Origin of the sequence: Arthrobacter sp. 2RAF6 (assembly GCF_052115205.1) — a bacterium.
Taxonomy (GTDB): Bacteria; Actinomycetota; Actinomycetes; order Actinomycetales; family Micrococcaceae; genus Arthrobacter.
Map to the genome: position 1 here is coordinate 1 of NZ_JBFRGF010000065.1, position 16,941 is coordinate 16,941.

Below are 16,941 nucleotides of genomic sequence, written 5' to 3' on the forward strand. Positions count from 1 at the left end.
GTGACACAGGACCAGCCAAAACAACCAATTCATAAAAACAAATCGGTATCAACAAACTTGGCACACTATTGAGTTCTCAAACAACAGACACACCCGGCACCACCCACACCCACAACAGGCACAGACTCGCTCCGGAGCAACTTTCCAAAGTTACCAGACGCGCTCTCTCCGCGCAACTCCCGAACCCGGGACCCGCGCCGGACAAAACATCATCCGCGACCCCCGGAAACCGCACCGGAACGCAAGAAAGCGAACCAAGAATTTGGTTTCCATTTGGAAGGGAGTCTGTCGCAATTTTTCCGCATCAGCGGCGGCGACTCGAACTACTTTACACACCCCCAAGACCCAGCGCAAATCACCCCTGCACCACCATCCGGCGCTCCAAAACCCGCTACAACACGGCGATTTCGGGCCCAGCGCCAGCTGAGTGAAAGCCTTTCGGGCCGCAAGCCACAAACATGCCGTGCGTCACAAACAGCGTCACAAACAACGCGCCGCGCAAGCAAACAACAAGCGGGCTAGTGCCCGGCTGCCCCTTCGGTCTTGCGCATCATGGTGGACAGCACTACTGCAACCACCGCAATCAAAGTGGCTGTCAGGAACGCGGCCTGCATCCCGGCGACGAAGCCCGACGCGGCCGACACCACGGCGAAGATCGAAACCAGGAGTGCGGTCCCTGCGGCTCCCGCCACCTGCTGCAGCGTGCTCATGATGGCCGAGCCATGCGAATAGAGGTGGGGCGGGAGCGGGTTGAGGCCAGTGGTGAACGCCGGCGTGAACAGCAAAGCCAAGCCCAGGCTAAGTACTGCGTAAAGGACCACCACCCACCACAAGGGGCTATCCGCAGTGAGCATCGAGAACTGCCACAGCGTGAGTACGAGCAGGATGGAACCTGTCACAGTCAACGGGAGCGGACCTATCTTGTCGAACAACCTGCCGACAACCGGTCCAAGTAGGCCCATCGCCAAGCCGCCCGGAAGGAGCGCCAGTCCGGTCTCCATCGGCTGCAGGTGGAGGACGTTCTGTAGGTAGAGCGGCAGCAGGATCACTCCGCCGAACAGGGCCATCATGGCTACCACCATGAGCAGGACCGACACCGTGAACATGCGGAAGTTAAATGCCCTGAGGTCCAGCAGGGGCGCGTCGGACTTCTGCAACTTGAGCTGGCGGAAAACGAACGCCACCATGCACAAGACCCCGATCACCAGCGCAGAGATCGGCACGGCAGTCGCTCCGCCATGGCCGCCGATCTGGCTCAGTCCGTAGACCAGCCCGCCGAAGGCAGGAACGGTCAGGACCACCGAGACGAAGTCCAGCCTCACGCTGCCTCGCTCGCCGACGTTTGTGAGGAACTTGGCACCGATGCCCATGGCCAACAGGGCCACCGGGAGTACGAAGACGAACATGAATCGCCACGAGAAGTGGTCAAGGATGATGCCGGAAACCGTGGGGCCCAAGGCCGGAGCAACCGAGATCGCAATGGTCACGTTGCCCATCACCGCCCCGCGGCGGGACAGGGGCACCAACGTCAAGATGGTTGTCATCAACAGCGGGAGCATGATTGCCGTGCCGCCCGCTTGGACGATGCGCGCCAACAAGAGCACTCCAAAACCCGGGGCTAGTGCCGCGAGGAGGGTGCCGCCGCTGAAGAGTCCGATCGCAAGGAGGAACGCAGCGCGGGTGGTGAGCCTCTGGAGGATGAAGCCTGTGGTTGGTATGACCACGGCCATGGTCAGCATGAACCCAGTGGAGAGCCACTGGACTGTGGGTGCGTCAACGTTGAGGTCCGTCATGAGCCGCTGCAAGGCAACGTTCATGATGGTCTCATTGAGGATCACCACGAAGGTGGCCACAAGTAGCGTGACGATGACGGTGACAGCCTCGCGCGACATCCTGTCGCTGGCTCGCTGCGTCCCCGTTTCCGGCACGGGTTTGCCGTGCGCGTCGGATGTGACGTCGGTAGACATGAGGATCCCTCAGCTTTGGGTGCGATGGTTTCCGGCGCTCGGCACCGGTGAAGATTGCAACAGTCTAAACCTCAACCGCATTCCCGTCAGCAGCTTAATCCAAACGTTTGCGTACGGGCATCCGAAAGTTAAGAATGCTCAGGAACTCAGCGGCAGGTTGTCGATCAACCGCACGGGTCCAACCTTCGCCGCAATGATCGCAAGCCCTTCACCCCGGAATGGGGTTTCCTTGCAGTTTTCGGCGAGCGGTTCGAGCGTGCGGGGATCGACGACGTCGAAGTAGTCCAGCTTCACGAGGGGCTGCGATTCAACGAGCGCGACGGCGGAGTCCAGCTCGAGCGGTTCGTTCGCCATGGCGCGGGACTCGAGAAGGTGGAGGGCCCGGGACAGCACCAGCGCCGCCTCCCGCTCTTCTTCGGAAAGGAAACGGTTCCGGCTGGAAAGCGCCAGCCCGTCCGCACTGCGCACGGTAGGCACGGCCACGATGTCCACCGGAAAGCTGAGATCGGCCACCATCCTCTTCACGAGGGCCAATTGCTGGGCATCCTTCTGGCCGAAGTAGGCGTGGTACGCGGCAGCACCGCCGTCGACGGCTGGACCGCCGGGCATGCCGTAGTGCAGCAGTTTGGCGACTACCGTGAGGGCGCCGTCGAAGTGGCCGGGACGCGAGGCGCCCTCCCATTTCCCGCCCAGCGGTCCCGAGGTCACCCGGACCAGCGGCTCCCCGCCGGGGTAAACCTCGTCAACGGAAGGGGCGAATACGAGATCCACGCCCTCGGCGTCCAGGAGGGCCATATCGGCATCAAGCGTGCGCGGGTAGCGTTCGAGGTCCGCGGCTTCGCCGAATTGCAAGGGGTTTACGAAGATGGACGCCACGACGACGTCGTTCTGCTCGACGGCGGCGCGGGCCAGCGCTGCGTGCCCGGTGTGCAGCGCTCCCATCGTGGGGACGAGGCCTTGCGAGCGGCCGCGCTTTTCCGCGAGCAACCGCGCGCTTTCGGTCCGCAGTTCCGCCGCGGTGGTCACAAGTTTGATGGCCATTCTCAGTTTCCTTCCTGCGTCCCGGCGGCGTCGTTGCCTGGACGGTCCTCACCGTTGTCCGGCGTACCTGAGCCGTCCAAGGCGTTGTTGATGTCGCCAAGCTGGTCCTCTTTGAGCAGTCCGCGATTGACAGCCCGGCGGGCCGTGGCTCGGGCCATGGCCCGGTAGGCGGCGAGGACATCGCCGCCGGCACCGCCGTCGTACTCCTTAAGGGCCTCCGCATGCTCCTTAAGGGCCTCCGCATGGGCGGCGACGGTTCCCACATCCCCGCGGGCCACGGGCCCGGTCAGCGCGGACTCGCCTGAGGCCAGGGCGTTCTCCAAGGTGGCGCGGAGCAAGGGGCCGAGCATTCGTTCCGGCGCGTCGACGCCGATGTCCCGAAGCAGCTGGGATGACTGGGCCACGAGGGTGACCATGTGGTTCGAGCTGTGCGCGAGGGCTGCGTGGTAGAGAGTGCGATCGGCCTCGGCAATGGCCACGGGTTCGGCACCCATCTCCACCACGAGGGCTTGGGCGATGGGCAGCATCGCGGCGTCGGCGGTGACCCCGAAGGTGCAGTCCAGGAGCCTGGTCAGGTCCAGGCTCATGCCCGTGAACGTCATGGCCGGGTGGAGGGCGAGCGGAATGGCACCTGCCGCGCGGACCGGCTTCAGTATTCCGACGCCGAAGCGGCCGGAAGTGTGCGCCACGAGCTGTCCGGGCTGCCATGCTCCGAGCTTGGCCAGTCCTGCCACGAGTTCGCCGAGCGCATCGTCCGGAACAGCGAGGAGCACCAACTCGGACCGCTCCACGATCTCCTGGATTTCGAGGATCGGGACCCCCGGGAGCAGCGTCTCCGCCCGCTCCCGGCTCGCCTCCGACACTGCGGAAACCCCGACGACGGCGTGCTCGGCTCCGCGCAGGGCCGCACCCAATACGGCACCCACCTTGCCGGCGCCAATGATTCCTACGCCGAGTCGTCCTGGCCTAGCCATGGTCGGGTTCCTCCTGGGTTGATGCACGCTGCATGGCATGCGTGGTCGGCGGGGCCGGGGCCGGCATCGCCACGGGCGGAAGTTGAGCCAGCCATTGCTCGCTGCTCTGGAGCTTGCGGGCTTTCCGGGCTCGGGCCGCCTGCTGGTCGAACAAGCCGAATGCTTCCTCTGTGGCTGCCTGGATGAGCCGGGGCGCCACCGGCCCTGGCGTCGTATGCAACACGAGGTCGGCCACGCCGAACAGCCGGGCCAACGGACCTTGGTGGACGGCGATGGACTGGGTTCGTTGATGCGGGACCATCACCAGCTTCCGCCACAAACGGCCCGAGCGCAGCAGCAACGCCGTGTCCGTTGAAAAGAAACCGTTGCGTCGCCAACCCAACGGGGAAAGAATCCAGGCACGCCTGGGGGTGGTGACAAAGCCGGCGGCGGAATCCAGGCCGGTCAACCCGGCTGTGAACACGCGCTCGGGGTCGGCGGTACCGGGATCGGGCAAGACGAGTGAGAGCATCATCATCACCTCGGGCTTCCGGCCGACTGGAAGCAGTAAGGTCCGGTGCTCGCCTTCGCTGCGGTGGTGTTCACCGTAACCGGCAACGTTCACGTGGATCCGATACCAGCCGAGAATGCGCCACAGCGGCGGCTGCGTGACCTTGAGCGCCTGGATGCGGCCGGGAGGCACGGTCTGGGCCCGGGTATCCAGGAGTCCATAGCGCAGACGGATGCCGTCCGGGGAAATTGCCGCCGTGAAGTTGTAGCCCGTGTTGAACGAGCGCCAGTAGGCGGTACCCAAGCCGAGGATTGCCGGAATCAAGTAGAGGATGAAGGCTCGGGACTCGGTCAGCACTGAAACCAGCACGGACGCGATGGCGCTGAGCACAATGAAGATGCTCTGCTCGCTCAAGATCAGCGAACCGACAAGCCTTCCAGGCGGCACGTAGAGCACCACCTGTTCGGGTGCCTCGGGCACCTCGACCGTTTCGCTCCCGTCGGCAATACCGGCGGCCCGGCCTAGGATGGTGGCACGGAGCTGTTTGGCCTGCGCGAGCCTGAGGTACGAGAGCCGCACGGCCGAGTGGCCGGCGTCGGCCACCTCGAACTTCAACTCCGCGAGCCCGAAAATACGGGCAAGCAGGGGCTGCACGATGTCGATGGCCTGGACCCGGTCAAGCCGCGCCTGGCGCTGCTGTTTGAACAGGAAGCCGGTATTGACCCTGACATAGCCTTCGGCGAGCTGGTACCGGGTGAAATACCAGCTGAGGACGAAAGACCCCAAAGCCAGCAACAGCACGACGCCGCCACCGGCCAGGAGCCAAAGCGTGCGTTCGTTGAAGTTGTCGCCAATGGTCCCGCGGCCTTGGAGGGCTCGTTCAAAGCTATCGCGGCCGAAGAAATAGATGATCGCCGCAAGCGCCACCCATCCCCGCACGAATGGCGACGCCGGGTGGACGCGGTGCCAGTCGCCGTCGACCGCGGTCTGTTCCTGGGTCACAGCCCGGCCAGCCTCGCTTCGCCACGGGCCGAAAGCTGCTCGCGCAGCCGTGCGCCTTCAGCGGCGGGAAGTCCGGGAAGGTGGGCGTTGGTTCCAGCCGAGGCGGTATGGAGTTTGAGGGTGCACAGCCCCATGAGCCGCTCGACGGGTCCAACTGTTACGTCCACGTACTGCATCCGGCCATAGGGAACCACCATGGTCCGTTGGAAGAAGATGCCGCGGCGGATCAAAAGATCGTCGTCGCGTTCCGCATAGCCGATGGCCCTCACTTGCCTCGGGATCAACGCGAGCCGCCACAGGGCAAGCAGCAGAAAGGCAGCGGGAACGGCCACGGCCAGCCATAGCGGTGGCCACTTCCACCATCCCAGTTCCACGAAGAGCAAGGGCAGGCTGAACAGGCCGATCGTGATCACGTTGCCGATGGCCCACTCGACGAGCCGTACCGTCACGTATTTCGACGAAACGCGCAACCACTGGATGCCAGGAGGATCAATCGCCGCGGTATGCATATTCGCCTTCGCCCTTGGCCTCGCCATGGCGTGAGTCCCTGACGCCGGGGCCGCCTTCCAGGTCTTCCGGAGGGATTCGGCAGAACCGTTCCACCACGAGCCCCACGACGGTCATGATGAGACCGCCTCCGCCCATGATGAGCGCGAGCCACAAAATGCCTTGGTCGCTGCGGAGGCTCCAGAGCCGGAGTTGCTCAATCACGATTCCCACATGCCAGCCCAGCAGCACCGTGCCCGCATAGGCGCAGGCTTGGGCCAGGATCAGGGTTCGCGCCGCCAGGATGGGATTGAGCATGGTCTTCTTCTTGCCGTTGCGCCAGCGCAGGACACGGATGCCCATGATCAACGTGAGCACGGCAATGACGCCCATGGTCACCAACGCGGAAGGAGGAAGCACCGGCGTCGCCATGCTATAGCGCGTGGTGAGCACAGTGGTCAGCCAGCCAACTGCGGCAAGAACGACGGCGATGATCGCCAACAAGAGCGGACGCATGGCCTTCATGGACTACTCCACCGCTCCCGCGGCAGCGACGCTGCCGGATCCGTCGAAACCGTCGAAAGGCCGGAGCCCGGGAAAGTCCTCGGCTTTGGCGGCCAGCTCGGCGACGCTCTCACCGTGGAGCCGCGCTGCAGGGTCCAGGAGGGCCCATGGATAGAGCACGAAGGCTCGCTCCGCAGCCCGCGGATGCGGCAGGGTCAGTGTTTCGTCGTCGCTCGTGAGTTCGCCATAGACAATGATGTCCACGTCCAAAGTGCGGGGGCCCCAGCGGACCTCGCGGACCCGGTGGTGCATTTGTTCGACGTCGTGGCAGTGCCGCAAGAGTTCCAGCGGCGCAAGGGTGGTCTCAATGGCAATCACCATGTTGAGGAAATCCGGTTGCCCCACGGGCCCGCCCACGGCTTTGGTCTGCACCACGGGAGAGACACCGAGCAGGCGGATTTCCGGGCGGTCAACGAGGTCGGCAACGGCGGTGGACAGGGTGTCGTTCCGCTCGCCCAGGTTGCTGCCAAGGGCCAGGATGGCTTTCGTGAAACGGGAGCTCATGCACGCTCCCTGTGGACAGTGACAGTGACGTCACCGAAGGGAACTTCGATGGGAGCCTTGGGTTTGTGGACCGTGACATCGACGGCGGCGACGTTGAAGCCCGCCAGAATCCCCTCGGCGATCCGGACCGCGAGGGCCTCGATCAGGTTGAGCGGCTCGCCCGTGATGAGGGACGTAATGTACTCGGCCACTTCACCGTAGTGCGCCGTGAACTGCAGGTCATCCGTTTCGGCGGCCTTGCTGAAATCGGTGTACAGCACCGCGTCGACGACGAACGGCTGTCCGTCCCGGCGCTCGAAGTCGAAGACGCCGTGATGCCCGACGGCGGTCACGCCTGTCAGTGTGATCCTGTCCAAGCCGGTTCCTCCCCCTCTGTTCACGAAGCTTAGTGTCGGATGCGCGCAGCAACCTTGACCGCGTCAAGGCTGGGGCCGACGTCGTGGACGCGCACAGCCCAGGCGCCGTTCGCGGCACTGATTGCCGTGATGGCAGCGGTGGCGTGGTCCCGCTCCTCCGGGGCCGCCGCCTTGCCGGCCACGGTCAGGAGCGTTCCGAGGAATCGCTTCCGGGAAGCTCCGACCAGGACCTTATGGCCAAGCTCATCCAGCTTGCCGATGTACTTGAGGAGTTGCCAGTTCTGGTCCTCGTCCTTGGAGAAACCCAGGCCGGGGTCCACAATGATTTGCTCCGCTGTGACGCCTGCCGCGTAGAGCTTGTCCCGGACGCCCTTGAGTTCCTCGATGACTTCCTCCACGACATTGCCGTAGTCGGCAAGGCTGTTCATGGTCTCAGCGTCGCCCCGGCGATGCGTGAGGACATAGGGCACCTTGGTACGTGCGACGAGTTCGGCCATCTCAGGTTCGATGCTCAACCCGGACACGTCATTGATGATCGCGGCGCCGGCCTCCACAGCCGCAGCGGCCGTCGACGCATGCGTCGTGTCGATGCTGATGAGCGCCCCTGCCTTCACGAGTGCCTGGATCACCGGCAAGACCCGGCGTTGCTCTTCTTCCGGGGAGACGGGTTCGGCGCCCGGACGGGTCGATTCGCCGCCGACGTCGATGATGTCCGCTCCGGCGTACAACATGCGCAAAGCGTGGGCGATGGCGGTGTCCGCCGTGGGGTGCTTGCCGCCGTCGCTGAATGAATCCGGCGTGACGTTCAGAATTCCCATGACAAGCGTGCGGTCGGCCGGCAGGTCCGCGAAGCGGGCGGCTGGACGGGGTTTGCGGAGAATGGGCAGGGGGCTGGTAGCCGGGCCCGTTCCTGGTGCGGCTGCGAGGGAATCCATGGTCTTTGTTACCTTCCGAGTATGAGGCTCATGGCTTCGGCGCGGGTGGCCGGGTCATGAAGTTGCCCGCGCACTGCGCTGGTGACTGTCTTGGCGCCGGGCTTGCGGATGCCGCGCATGGACATGCACATGTGTTCGCATTCGACGACGACGATCGCGCCCCGGGGCTTGAGGTAGGTCACGAGCGCTTCGACGATCTGGGTGGTCAGGCGCTCCTGCACCTGGGGACGGCGGGCATAAATGTCCACGAGACGGGCCAGCTTGCTCAGCCCCGTCACTTTCCCGTCGTGCGAAGGGATGTATCCAACGTGCGCGACGCCGTGGAACGGTACCAAATGGTGCTCGCACGTGGAGTAGAACGGGATGTCCTTGACCAGCACGAGTTCCTCATGGTCGAGGTCGAACGTGGTAGACAGGACATGCTCGGGATCCTGGTGCAGGCCCGCGAAGACCTCGGCGTAGGCCTTGGCGACGCGCTTTGGCGTATCCACCAGTCCGCCACGGTCCGGGTCCTCGCCCACGGCAATGAGGATCTCGCGGACGGCCGCCTCGATGCGTGGCCGGTCGACCTTATATGAGTGGTGCCCGTGGCCGTGGCCGCCTGTTTTTCCCCCGAAGGTGCCGCCGAAGTCATCACTGGCGGCACCGCTGAAGTCGTCGTCGTCGATGTGAGTCACAGCAGAAAGCTTAGCCTTGATGCGAAACGTCGGTGCCCACGTCAGGTCCCTGGCCGGTGAATGACTCCTGGCTCCCGACTCCCTGCGGGTGCGGGGGCTGTGCGTCCAAAGGCTCTTCGAGACGCGCTGCCTTGGCCTCTTCCTGTGCCTCGCGTTCAGCCTTCTCTGCGCGGGATTCCACCGGCGGGATGGTCTGGACAGGGCGGGACTCCTTGGAGAGCCACACCTCGCGGAAGTCACGCTTGCGGATGTCGCGGAAGATGTAGGCGATCTCGGCCTGGTTCAGCGTTTCACGCTCAAGCAGTTCGAGGGCCAACTGATCCAGGACGTCCCGGTTCTCTGTCAGGATCGCATAGGCCTCGTCATGGGCCTGGTCGATCAGGCGGCGCACTTCCTCGTCAACGATGTACGCCACCGAGTCCGAGTAGTTGCGTTCCTGCGCCATGTCCCGGCCCAGGAACGGCTCGCCGCCGCCTGCGCCAAGCTTCACGGCGCCGATGCGCTCGCTCATACCGAACTGGGTGACCATCTTGCGCGCGGTTCCGGTGGCCTTTTCGATATCGTTCGAGGCGCCCGTCGAGGGGTCGTGGAAGACGATTTCCTCTGCGACGCGCCCACCCATGGCATAGGCCATCTGGTCCAGGAGTTCGTTGCGCGTGATCGAGTACTTGTCGTCCTCCGGGACAACCATGGTGTAGCCGAGCGCACGGCCCCGGGGCAAGATGGTGATCTTCGTGACAGGGGCTGAATTGCGCAATGCTGCCGCGACCAGGGCGTGACCGCCCTCGTGGTAGGCGGTGATCTTCCGCTCCATTTCCTTCATGACGCGGCTACGCTTCTGCGGGCCGGCCATGACACGGTCGATTGCCTCGTCCAGGGCGCGGTCGTCAATCAGGTTGGCATTGGACCTGGCCGTCAGGAGGGCGGCCTCGTTGAGCACGTTCGCAAGGTCCGCACCGGTGTAGCCCGGGGTCTTCTTCGCGACGCCCTTGAGGTCGACGCCGTGGGCCATCGGCTTGCCTTTGGCATGGACGTTCAGGATCTGTTCGCGACCAATCAGGTCTGGTGCTTCAACAGTGATCTGGCGGTCGAAGCGGCCAGGACGGAGCAGGGCAGGATCCAGGACGTCCGGACGGTTGGTTGCCGCGATCAGGATGACGTTGGTCTTGACGTCGAAGCCGTCCATTTCGACCAGGAGCTGGTTGAGGGTCTGCTCGCGCTCGTCATTGCCACCGCCAATACCGGCGCCGCGGTGACGCCCGACGGCGTCGATCTCGTCAACGAAAATGATGGCGGGAGCGTTGGCCTTGGCTTGTTCGAAGAGGTCGCGGACGCGGGAAGCGCCGACACCTACGAACATTTCAACGAAGTCCGAGCCGGAGATGGAGAAGAACGGGACGCCGGCCTCGCCGGCGACGGCGCGGGCCAGGAGGGTCTTGCCGGTGCCCGGAGGCCCATACAACAGGACACCCTTGGGGATCTTTGCGCCAACAGCCTGGAACTTCGCCGGTTCCGCAAGGAATTCCTTGATCTCCTGAAGCTCTTCGACGGCTTCATCGGCTCCGGCGACATCCGAGAAGGTGACCTGCGGCATGTCCTTGTTGACCAACTTGGCCTTGGACTTGCCGAACTGCATCACCTTGGAACCGCCGCCTTGCATGCGCGAGAGCAGGAACCAGAAAAGCACGCCCAGCAGGAGTACCGGGATGAGGAGCGAGAACAGTCCGGAGAACCAATTGTTCTCGACAGGCTGGTCCGTGAAGCCGCCGGATGGTTGGGCGTTGGTGACGGCCTTGACGACATCCCCGGCTCGCGCGGTGACGTAGAAGAACTGGACGTTCTTGCCCTTGTCCTGACCATCGATGACGAGGTTGTCTTTCAGCGTCAGGTCAACGCGGTTCTCGGCATCGTAGATTTTGGCCTGGTCCACTTTGCCGCTCTGGGCGAGGATCGCGAGACCCTTATCGGTGTCGATACGGGTGGATCCACCGGGGGCAAGGGTTGCAAATGCCACCAGGAGCAAGCCGACTACGACAACAATCCAGATGCCCGGGCCCTTGAAGAAACTCTTAGCTTTCATCTGTTCGGGGGCTCCGCCCCGTCCCTCCTGGTAGTGCTGCACGGCGCAGCTTCTGCGCGCGTGTGGTGCTGCGTCAGTTTCTAGCTTTACACCGTTCGGAGTGATTCACGCACAGTGAGGGGCAAAAGTTCCCTCTAGGCGTACATGAACGCGGAATTCCGGAAGCTCCCGGGGGAAATCCATGGTTCTTTCAGGATCCCCGCGCTACGGGTCAAACGCAATCGCCGAACGGTTGCATCTACTGCACGGTACATACCGGGTTGGTGCCGGCGAGTCCCATGGACGCGTTTGCCGTAGCCAAGGTGGAGACCCACCCCGAGCCGTCCTTCGTCTGCAGACGGGTACCGGCGAACCTCGACGCGGCGGCCCCGGCCAGGACGGCGCCAACGCCCAGAAGCGCAAAGATGCCCAGGCGGAATCGCATCACCGGGATCGCTCACGGGGCTGCCGGCGTTGAGCGTGAATGTAACTCCGCTCAGCGCTCCTTCGAGGGCGGAACCCGCGGGCACCAATTGAGTTCCCGTGGTGCCGCTGGAGCATCCGAAGGAAGTGGGCTCAACGAGCTCGAAGCTCAGGTTCGCGACCGACCCGGTGGCGGTGGCTGTGTTCACCGTGACCGTGGACCCCGCTAACATGCAAATTACCCACTATCGACAGCCTTCCCCGAATGAGTTAAAAAGAGAAGTCGGCCTCCCAATGGGACGGCCGACTTCACTCGCTTTCATTTCGCGGCAATGCCGCTGGGTTTCGCTGCTAAAAGAGTTATTCGTAAACGTGCGGGGCGAGGGTTCCCACAAAGTCCAGGTTGCGGTATTTCTCGGCGTAATCAAGGCCGTAGCCGACGACGAATTCGTTGGGAATGTCATAGCCGACATACTTGACGTCGATCTCCACCTTGGCAGCCGTAGGCTTGCGGAAAGCCGTGCAGATTTCCACCGAGGCGGTGCCTCGCGATTCGAGGTTGGTCTTGAGCCAGGAGAGAGTCAGGCCGGAATCGATAATGTCTTCGACAATCAGGACATCCTTGCCCATCAGGTCGGTATCAAGGTCCTTGAGGATACGCACGACGCCGGAGGACTGGGTCCCCGAGCCGTACGAAGATACCGCCATCCAATCCATGCTGACGTGGCTGTGCAGCGCACGCGCGAGGTCTGCCATGACCATGACAGCGCCCTTGAGCACGCCGACGATCAGCAGCTCACGACCCTCGTAGTCCTTGTCAATCTGTGCAGCAAGTTCGGCGATCCGTTGCTGGATCTGCTCCTTGGTGTAGAGAACGTGTTTGAGGTCTGCCTGGACGTCGTTTGAATCCACCAATGGCTCCTGTGTTGATGCGTGGGTGCGGCTAGTGTTGGGGCGATCTTTGATGCCGGAATACTAGCTTCCCACAGCCGCCGCCTTCGCGGGGAACGGCAGTTGCCCCCGCTGAGGCCTCCCGCTCCAATTCGCTCAGGGATACGCGGTAGACGCTGACGTTTCCGGGAAGCTGCACGGGACCGGCCGATCCCTGCCGGCGAAGTAACGCTTCGGCCGCCTGAAGCCGCCCGTAGCCGGGCTGTTGGCCCCCGACGTCGGCCGCTGCTTTGGCGATCACCCGGAACCTCAGCGCGGGGGACAATTCCCTCAAGGCATCTTCGGGGAGCCAGACTCCGTCGTCCGTCCGGTTCACGAGGCCCGCATAGCTCTCTGCGGCAAGCTGCTCCAGGAAGTCAGCGTCCTGTTGGAGGATCGCGGCAGTGCGGGCGAGTGATTCGGCAACGCCGGGCCCCAGCTTGGCCTCAAGCAGGGGCATCACCTCAACCCGGGTCCGCGAGCGGGCGAAGGCGGGGTCCGCGTTACTGGGATCGTGCCAGGTTTCGAGTTCCTCGACCTCGCAGATTTCGAGCGTTTCCGCGCGGCGAAGGCCCAGGAAGGGACGAAGCAGCTTGCCACGGGCCGGCCGCATTCCGGCGAGGGAGCGGGTTCCCGAACCTCGGGCCAGGCCCAGCAGGACCTGTTCGGCCTGGTCGTCCAGGGTGTGTCCAAGCAGGATCGCTCCACAATCGAGTTCGGTGGCAGCCGCGTCGAGGGCCGCGTGCCGGGCGTCCCGGGCTGCCGCCTCGGGTCCGGAGCCGGTAGCGGCCACCTCCACGGTCCGCAGCTGGACGGGTGAGAGGCCCAGCCCCTCCAGGATCGATACCGTTCGTGCCGCGACGTCGCCCGAGCCTTCCTGCAGCTGGTGGTCAACCACGACGGCGGCCACGCTCACGGGGCGGCCGTGCACATGGCCTCGACGGCCAAAGTAGGCTGCCACTGAGGCTAGCGCCAATGAGTCCGGGCCGCCGCTGCAAGCCACCAGGATTCGCTCGGGATAGCCTGCGGAGGCCAGCGCGTCCTGCAACATGTTCCGTGCTTTGCCGACGACCGGCGCCAAACGCCCGGGACGCCGTCGTCCGCTGCTTGCTGAGTTTCTACTGCTTGCGCCCGGGCCCGATGTGGTACCAGCGGTCACAGCCCCATCCGCTCAAGCCACAGCTTGGAGTCGTGGATTTCGGCTTCGGTGGGCAATTTTTCGGCCGATTCCCAGACCCGGTTCAGGCCCTCCATGCCAGCCACCGCAACCACTTCACGGACGAACTTGGCACCGTCGCTGTACTGGCGCATCTTGGCATCCAGGCCGAGGATGTTGCGGATGAACTTCTCGATCATTCCGCGGTCCTTGCCCCGTGCGCTGAAGCGTTGCCGGATCGTCTTCACCGAGGGGATGAGGGTGGAATCGACGGCGTCCATCACCACATTGGCGTGGCCTTCCAGCAAACTCATGACGGCTGTGAGATGCGAAAGGGAGGCCTTTTCCTCGGGGTTTTGCAGTAGGTCCAGAATGGCCCCACGGCCGGGCACCGCACCCGTGGAGCGGTCGCGCAGGGACCGGGCGGCAGCCGTGGCGCGGTCCATAATGGAGTCCACACTGCCCAACAGGTTGGCGCTGAGGCGTTCGATTTCCTCGAGCATGTGGGTCCGGAGCCAGGGTGCCGCCGCGAACTGCACCCGGTGGGTCTGCTCGTGAAGGCAGACCCAGAGCCGGAAATCGTCAGGATCAACGTTGAGCTCGCGCTCTACGGAGATGATGTTCGGAGCCACCAGCAAGAGCCGCCCGGCAGGCGGCGCCTTCGAGTCCGGGGCTAGCGCGGCGAAGGGATCGTATTGACCCAGGACCTTGCTCGACAAGAAGGCAAGCACAGCCCCGAGCTGGCTGCCGGTGATGGCGCCGCTCGCGGCCGCCGCCGCCGGTGTCATCGCCGGTCCCCGCCGGGAATCCAGCATTTGCTTAAGGGCAGGCTGGAGCATGACGGCAAAACTTTGGGTATTGGCCTTCGCCCACGACGCCCGGTCAACCACCAGCACGTGGGAATCGCGGAGATCCCGTGCGGCTTCCAAACCGGTGATGTCATGCACGTGCGGTACCGAGATGTCCGCGCTGAAACGCAGGCTCTCCACCGCTTTGCCGATCTGGGCCGGACTCAGTACCGGGCCGGGGGGAGCGAGACGGGCGGCCGTGGAGGCGGCCAGCTCCCAGTTAATGAGGGACTGGGCTTGCTGCTGAGACTCCATACGAACCATCAGAACACAACAGTCTGAATCTGCACCCTTAAGTTCGCTCAGCGACGAACGTCCGGCAGCGACGAACGTCAACCACCAGTGCAACCACATGACGCTAGTGCCGTGGCGGACCTGTCCAGCGCCACCTTGTTCCCCGCTGCGCCCGGCGTCAGCCCGTTGCCGATAAAGGAAAAGACCAGGAGACGGCCGTTCGCGTCCACCACATAGCCGCTCAAAGCGATCACCGAATTCAAGGTGCCGGTCTTCGCCCGCACCAGTCCCGCCCCTTGGGAGGTGCTCGCGTCTCCGTAGCGATCGCCAAGCGTCCCGGTCAGCCCGGCCACCGGGAACCCGGCGAGGGCGGCACGAAGACGAGTGTCCGGTCCCGAGGTGATGGCCCGGACCACATCCGCGAACTGCCGTGCCGACACCTGGTTGCCCAAGGCAAGGCCGGACACGTCCGCCAAGTGCATGGAGTCCGCGGCGATCCCCAATTCCGCCACTTGGGCGCTCACTGCCGCCGTCGCGCCGTCGTTCGATCCCGGCTTTCCCACGGACAGCGCCGCGATCCGGCCGAATACCTCGGCAAGGTAGTTGTCCGAGGTTTCCAGCATCAAGTCCACTTGCTCGCGGACGGTCGCAGACACCACGCTGGCGAGGACGTCCTGCTTTCCGGCCGGAGCGGTGGACCGTTCCACGCCGGGGACCACAGTGAACCCGTCAGCGGCGCCCGCGGCTTGGAGCTTCCCTGCGAAAGCCTCGGCCGCGGTGAGCGCGGCGTCTTGCGGACGCGGACCGGTGGTTGCACCCGGGCTCGTCCGGGCCGAGTTCAGGGCGATCGGAAAGATCGGCGCAGTTTCGCCGGCAGCGACGTCGTCGAGGCTCCACGCCGGATTCAAAGCCGGACCGGTGAATAGTCCATCGTCCAATTGCACCGTGACCGGGCCCTTCACTCCGCGGCCCTGGAGCGCTTTTGCCGCATCGCTTGCGAGCGTCTCCAAACCGGCATGGCCAAGCACCTCGCTTGGCTGGGACGGGCCGTCGCCGAGCAGGACGTCACCTCCGGCGCTCAGGATGATGGTCGACGCCGAAGGTCCCGCCAGCACCCGCGTGCTGAAGCGTGTCTCCGGGCCGATCGCCCGCAGCGCCGCGACTGCAGTGAGCAACTTCATGTTGGACGCCGGCACCCGGTTCTTGGCACCGTCGCGATCGTAAAGCGGAAGCCCGGTCAACGCATCCTCAACGACGCCGGTGAAGTCTCCCCCGCCGTCGGGCGTCAAGAGGGCGTTGAGCTGGCTCGTGACATCGGCCGGCAGCGGGACCGGGGCGGAAGCGTCCAAGGGCGCAACGATCTGGGTGCGGCTCAGCTGCTTGGGGACCTGTTGCCAGGCCGGCACCTTGGGTGCGGGCGTACCGGCTGTCCCGAAGGAGATTGGACCGACGAATCCGGGTGCGACTCCGAGGCCCATTGGCACGGCCAATGCCGCGATGACCAAGGTCAACAAAACCAGTGGCAGAAAGCGGATGACGGCCTTCGACGCAGGTTTCGCGGGTCCGGGCTTCGCGGGCCTCCTGGCTCTCAGAACGGGAGTCTCCTGCTGTTCCGGAGCCTGCTTTTCAGCCCCCGCCTCGTCAACGCCCTTCATGCAGCCTAAGTCCTCAAAGTCTTGAATGTCCCCACCGTTTCAAGAAACTTGGGCCTCTCGCTATATCCTCAATAGTAGTCGGCGGCGTCGGCTGCTCTGTTGCCGCGCCCATGCCAATACCGTCAAGGAGCATTCCATGAAGCACGACGTCACGATCGAGATCCCCAAGGGGTCGCGCGTCAAGTACGAAGTTGACCACGAGACCGGCCGCGTCCGCCTGGACCGCGTCCTGTTCACCTCCATGCAGTACCCCACCCATTACGGGTTCTTCGAGAACACCCTTGGCGCGGACGGCGACCCGCTGGACGCACTGGTGCTACTGCAGGACTTCGACCTGTACCCCGGCGTCATCGTTGAGTCCCGCCCCATCGGCGTTTTCAACATGACCGACGACGGCGGCGGAGACGCCAAGGTCCTGTGCGTTCCGGCCGACCCGCGTTTCGACCACATCCAGGAAATCACCGATGTCAGCGAATTCCTGATCAAGGAAATCGAGCACTTCTTCACCCGTTACAAGGACCTTGAGCCGGGTAAGTGGGTCAAGGCTGAAGGCTGGGCCGACCGCGCGGCCGCCGAAGCCGAGCTGGAAGCTTCCATCAAGCGTTACGTTCCGGCCTCCCACTAACGCGTCCGACGGCGG

At 64.2% G+C, this 16,941-nt stretch carries 17 protein-coding genes; 1 reads left to right on the forward strand and 16 read right to left on the reverse strand.

The features are described 5' to 3' along the window. Positions 1 to 518: 518 nt before the first annotated feature. The 16 genes from AB4Z38_RS24725 to dacB all read right to left on the reverse strand — a co-directional run bounded on the left by AB4Z38_RS24725 (position 519) and on the right by dacB (position 16,301). Positions 519 to 1,967: a DHA2 family efflux MFS transporter permease subunit gene (locus tag AB4Z38_RS24725; protein ID WP_441432172.1), complete on the reverse strand. Its 1,449-nt coding sequence runs from the start codon at positions 1,965 to 1,967 to the stop codon at positions 519 to 521. 138 nt (positions 1,968 to 2,105) lie between these two features. Further along, a complete protein-coding gene (panC, locus tag AB4Z38_RS24730; protein ID WP_441432173.1) occupies positions 2,106 to 3,008 on the reverse strand; it encodes a pantoate--beta-alanine ligase in 903 nt (300 codons plus the stop codon). A gap of 2 nt (positions 3,009 to 3,010) precedes the next feature. Next, positions 3,011 to 3,982, reverse strand: coding sequence for a Rossmann-like and DUF2520 domain-containing protein (locus AB4Z38_RS24735; protein WP_441432174.1), 972 nt, complete (start codon positions 3,980 to 3,982; stop codon positions 3,011 to 3,013). Further along, positions 3,975 to 5,474 (reverse strand): PH domain-containing protein, encoded by a 1,500-nt coding sequence (locus AB4Z38_RS24740; RefSeq protein ID WP_441432175.1) that lies wholly within the window; start codon positions 5,472 to 5,474, stop codon positions 3,975 to 3,977. The genes AB4Z38_RS24735 and AB4Z38_RS24740 overlap by 8 nt, the downstream gene beginning before the upstream one ends. Next, the gene (locus tag AB4Z38_RS24745; RefSeq protein ID WP_441432176.1) at positions 5,471 to 5,983 is read right to left on the reverse strand and encodes a PH domain-containing protein; all 513 of its coding nucleotides are present in this window, start codon (positions 5,981 to 5,983) and stop codon (positions 5,471 to 5,473) included. Before AB4Z38_RS24745 ends, AB4Z38_RS24740 begins: the two co-directional genes overlap by 4 nt. Next, positions 5,964 to 6,485, reverse strand: coding sequence for a DUF3180 domain-containing protein (locus AB4Z38_RS24750; protein ID WP_441432177.1), 522 nt, complete (start codon positions 6,483 to 6,485; stop codon positions 5,964 to 5,966). Before AB4Z38_RS24750 ends, AB4Z38_RS24745 begins: the two co-directional genes overlap by 20 nt. Positions 6,486 to 6,488: 3 nt before the next feature. Further along, positions 6,489 to 7,028, reverse strand: coding sequence for a 2-amino-4-hydroxy-6-hydroxymethyldihydropteridine diphosphokinase (gene folK, locus AB4Z38_RS24755; protein WP_441432178.1), 540 nt, complete (start codon positions 7,026 to 7,028; stop codon positions 6,489 to 6,491). Then, positions 7,025 to 7,384: a dihydroneopterin aldolase gene (folB, locus tag AB4Z38_RS24760; RefSeq protein WP_441432179.1), complete on the reverse strand. Its 360-nt coding sequence runs from the start codon at positions 7,382 to 7,384 to the stop codon at positions 7,025 to 7,027. The genes folK and folB overlap by 4 nt, the downstream gene beginning before the upstream one ends. 29 nt (positions 7,385 to 7,413) lie before the next feature. Continuing rightward, entirely contained in the window at positions 7,414 to 8,319 is a 906-nt protein-coding gene (gene folP, locus AB4Z38_RS24765) for a dihydropteroate synthase (RefSeq protein ID WP_441432180.1), read from the reverse strand. Between the two features lie 8 nt (positions 8,320 to 8,327). After that, positions 8,328 to 8,996, reverse strand: a complete 669-nt coding sequence (folE, locus tag AB4Z38_RS24770) for a GTP cyclohydrolase I FolE (RefSeq protein ID WP_441432181.1) — start codon at positions 8,994 to 8,996, stop codon at positions 8,328 to 8,330. 10 nt (positions 8,997 to 9,006) lie between these two features. Beyond that, entirely contained in the window at positions 9,007 to 11,076 is a 2,070-nt protein-coding gene (ftsH, locus tag AB4Z38_RS24775; protein WP_441432187.1) for an ATP-dependent zinc metalloprotease FtsH, read from the reverse strand. A 238-nt stretch (positions 11,077 to 11,314) separates the two neighbouring features. Further along, the gene (locus AB4Z38_RS24780; RefSeq protein WP_441432182.1) at positions 11,315 to 11,503 is read right to left on the reverse strand and encodes a hypothetical protein; all 189 of its coding nucleotides are present in this window, start codon (positions 11,501 to 11,503) and stop codon (positions 11,315 to 11,317) included. A gap of 335 nt (positions 11,504 to 11,838) precedes the next feature. Next, positions 11,839 to 12,390 carry a hypoxanthine phosphoribosyltransferase gene (gene hpt / locus AB4Z38_RS24785; protein WP_059388924.1) on the reverse strand — a complete coding sequence of 184 codons (552 nt, stop codon included), beginning with the start codon at positions 12,388 to 12,390 and terminating at the stop codon, positions 11,839 to 11,841. Positions 12,391 to 12,421: 31 nt separating this feature from the next. Further along, on the reverse strand, positions 12,422 to 13,459 hold the full coding sequence (gene tilS, locus AB4Z38_RS24790) for a tRNA lysidine(34) synthetase TilS (protein ID WP_441432183.1): 1,038 nt from the start codon (positions 13,457 to 13,459) through the stop codon (positions 12,422 to 12,424). A gap of 104 nt (positions 13,460 to 13,563) precedes the next feature. Beyond that, on the reverse strand, positions 13,564 to 14,667 hold the full coding sequence (locus AB4Z38_RS24795; protein ID WP_441432184.1) for a zinc-dependent metalloprotease: 1,104 nt from the start codon (positions 14,665 to 14,667) through the stop codon (positions 13,564 to 13,566). A gap of 77 nt (positions 14,668 to 14,744) precedes the next feature. Next, positions 14,745 to 16,301 carry a D-alanyl-D-alanine carboxypeptidase/D-alanyl-D-alanine endopeptidase gene (dacB, locus tag AB4Z38_RS24800; RefSeq protein WP_441432185.1) on the reverse strand — a complete coding sequence of 519 codons (1,557 nt, stop codon included), beginning with the start codon at positions 16,299 to 16,301 and terminating at the stop codon, positions 14,745 to 14,747. Positions 16,302 to 16,437: 136 nt separating this feature from the next. On the opposite strand from dacB, the gene AB4Z38_RS24805 reads away from it, so the two are divergent. Further along, entirely contained in the window at positions 16,438 to 16,926 is a 489-nt protein-coding gene (locus tag AB4Z38_RS24805; protein WP_441432186.1) for an inorganic diphosphatase, read from the forward strand. Positions 16,927 to 16,941 lie beyond the last annotated feature (15 nt).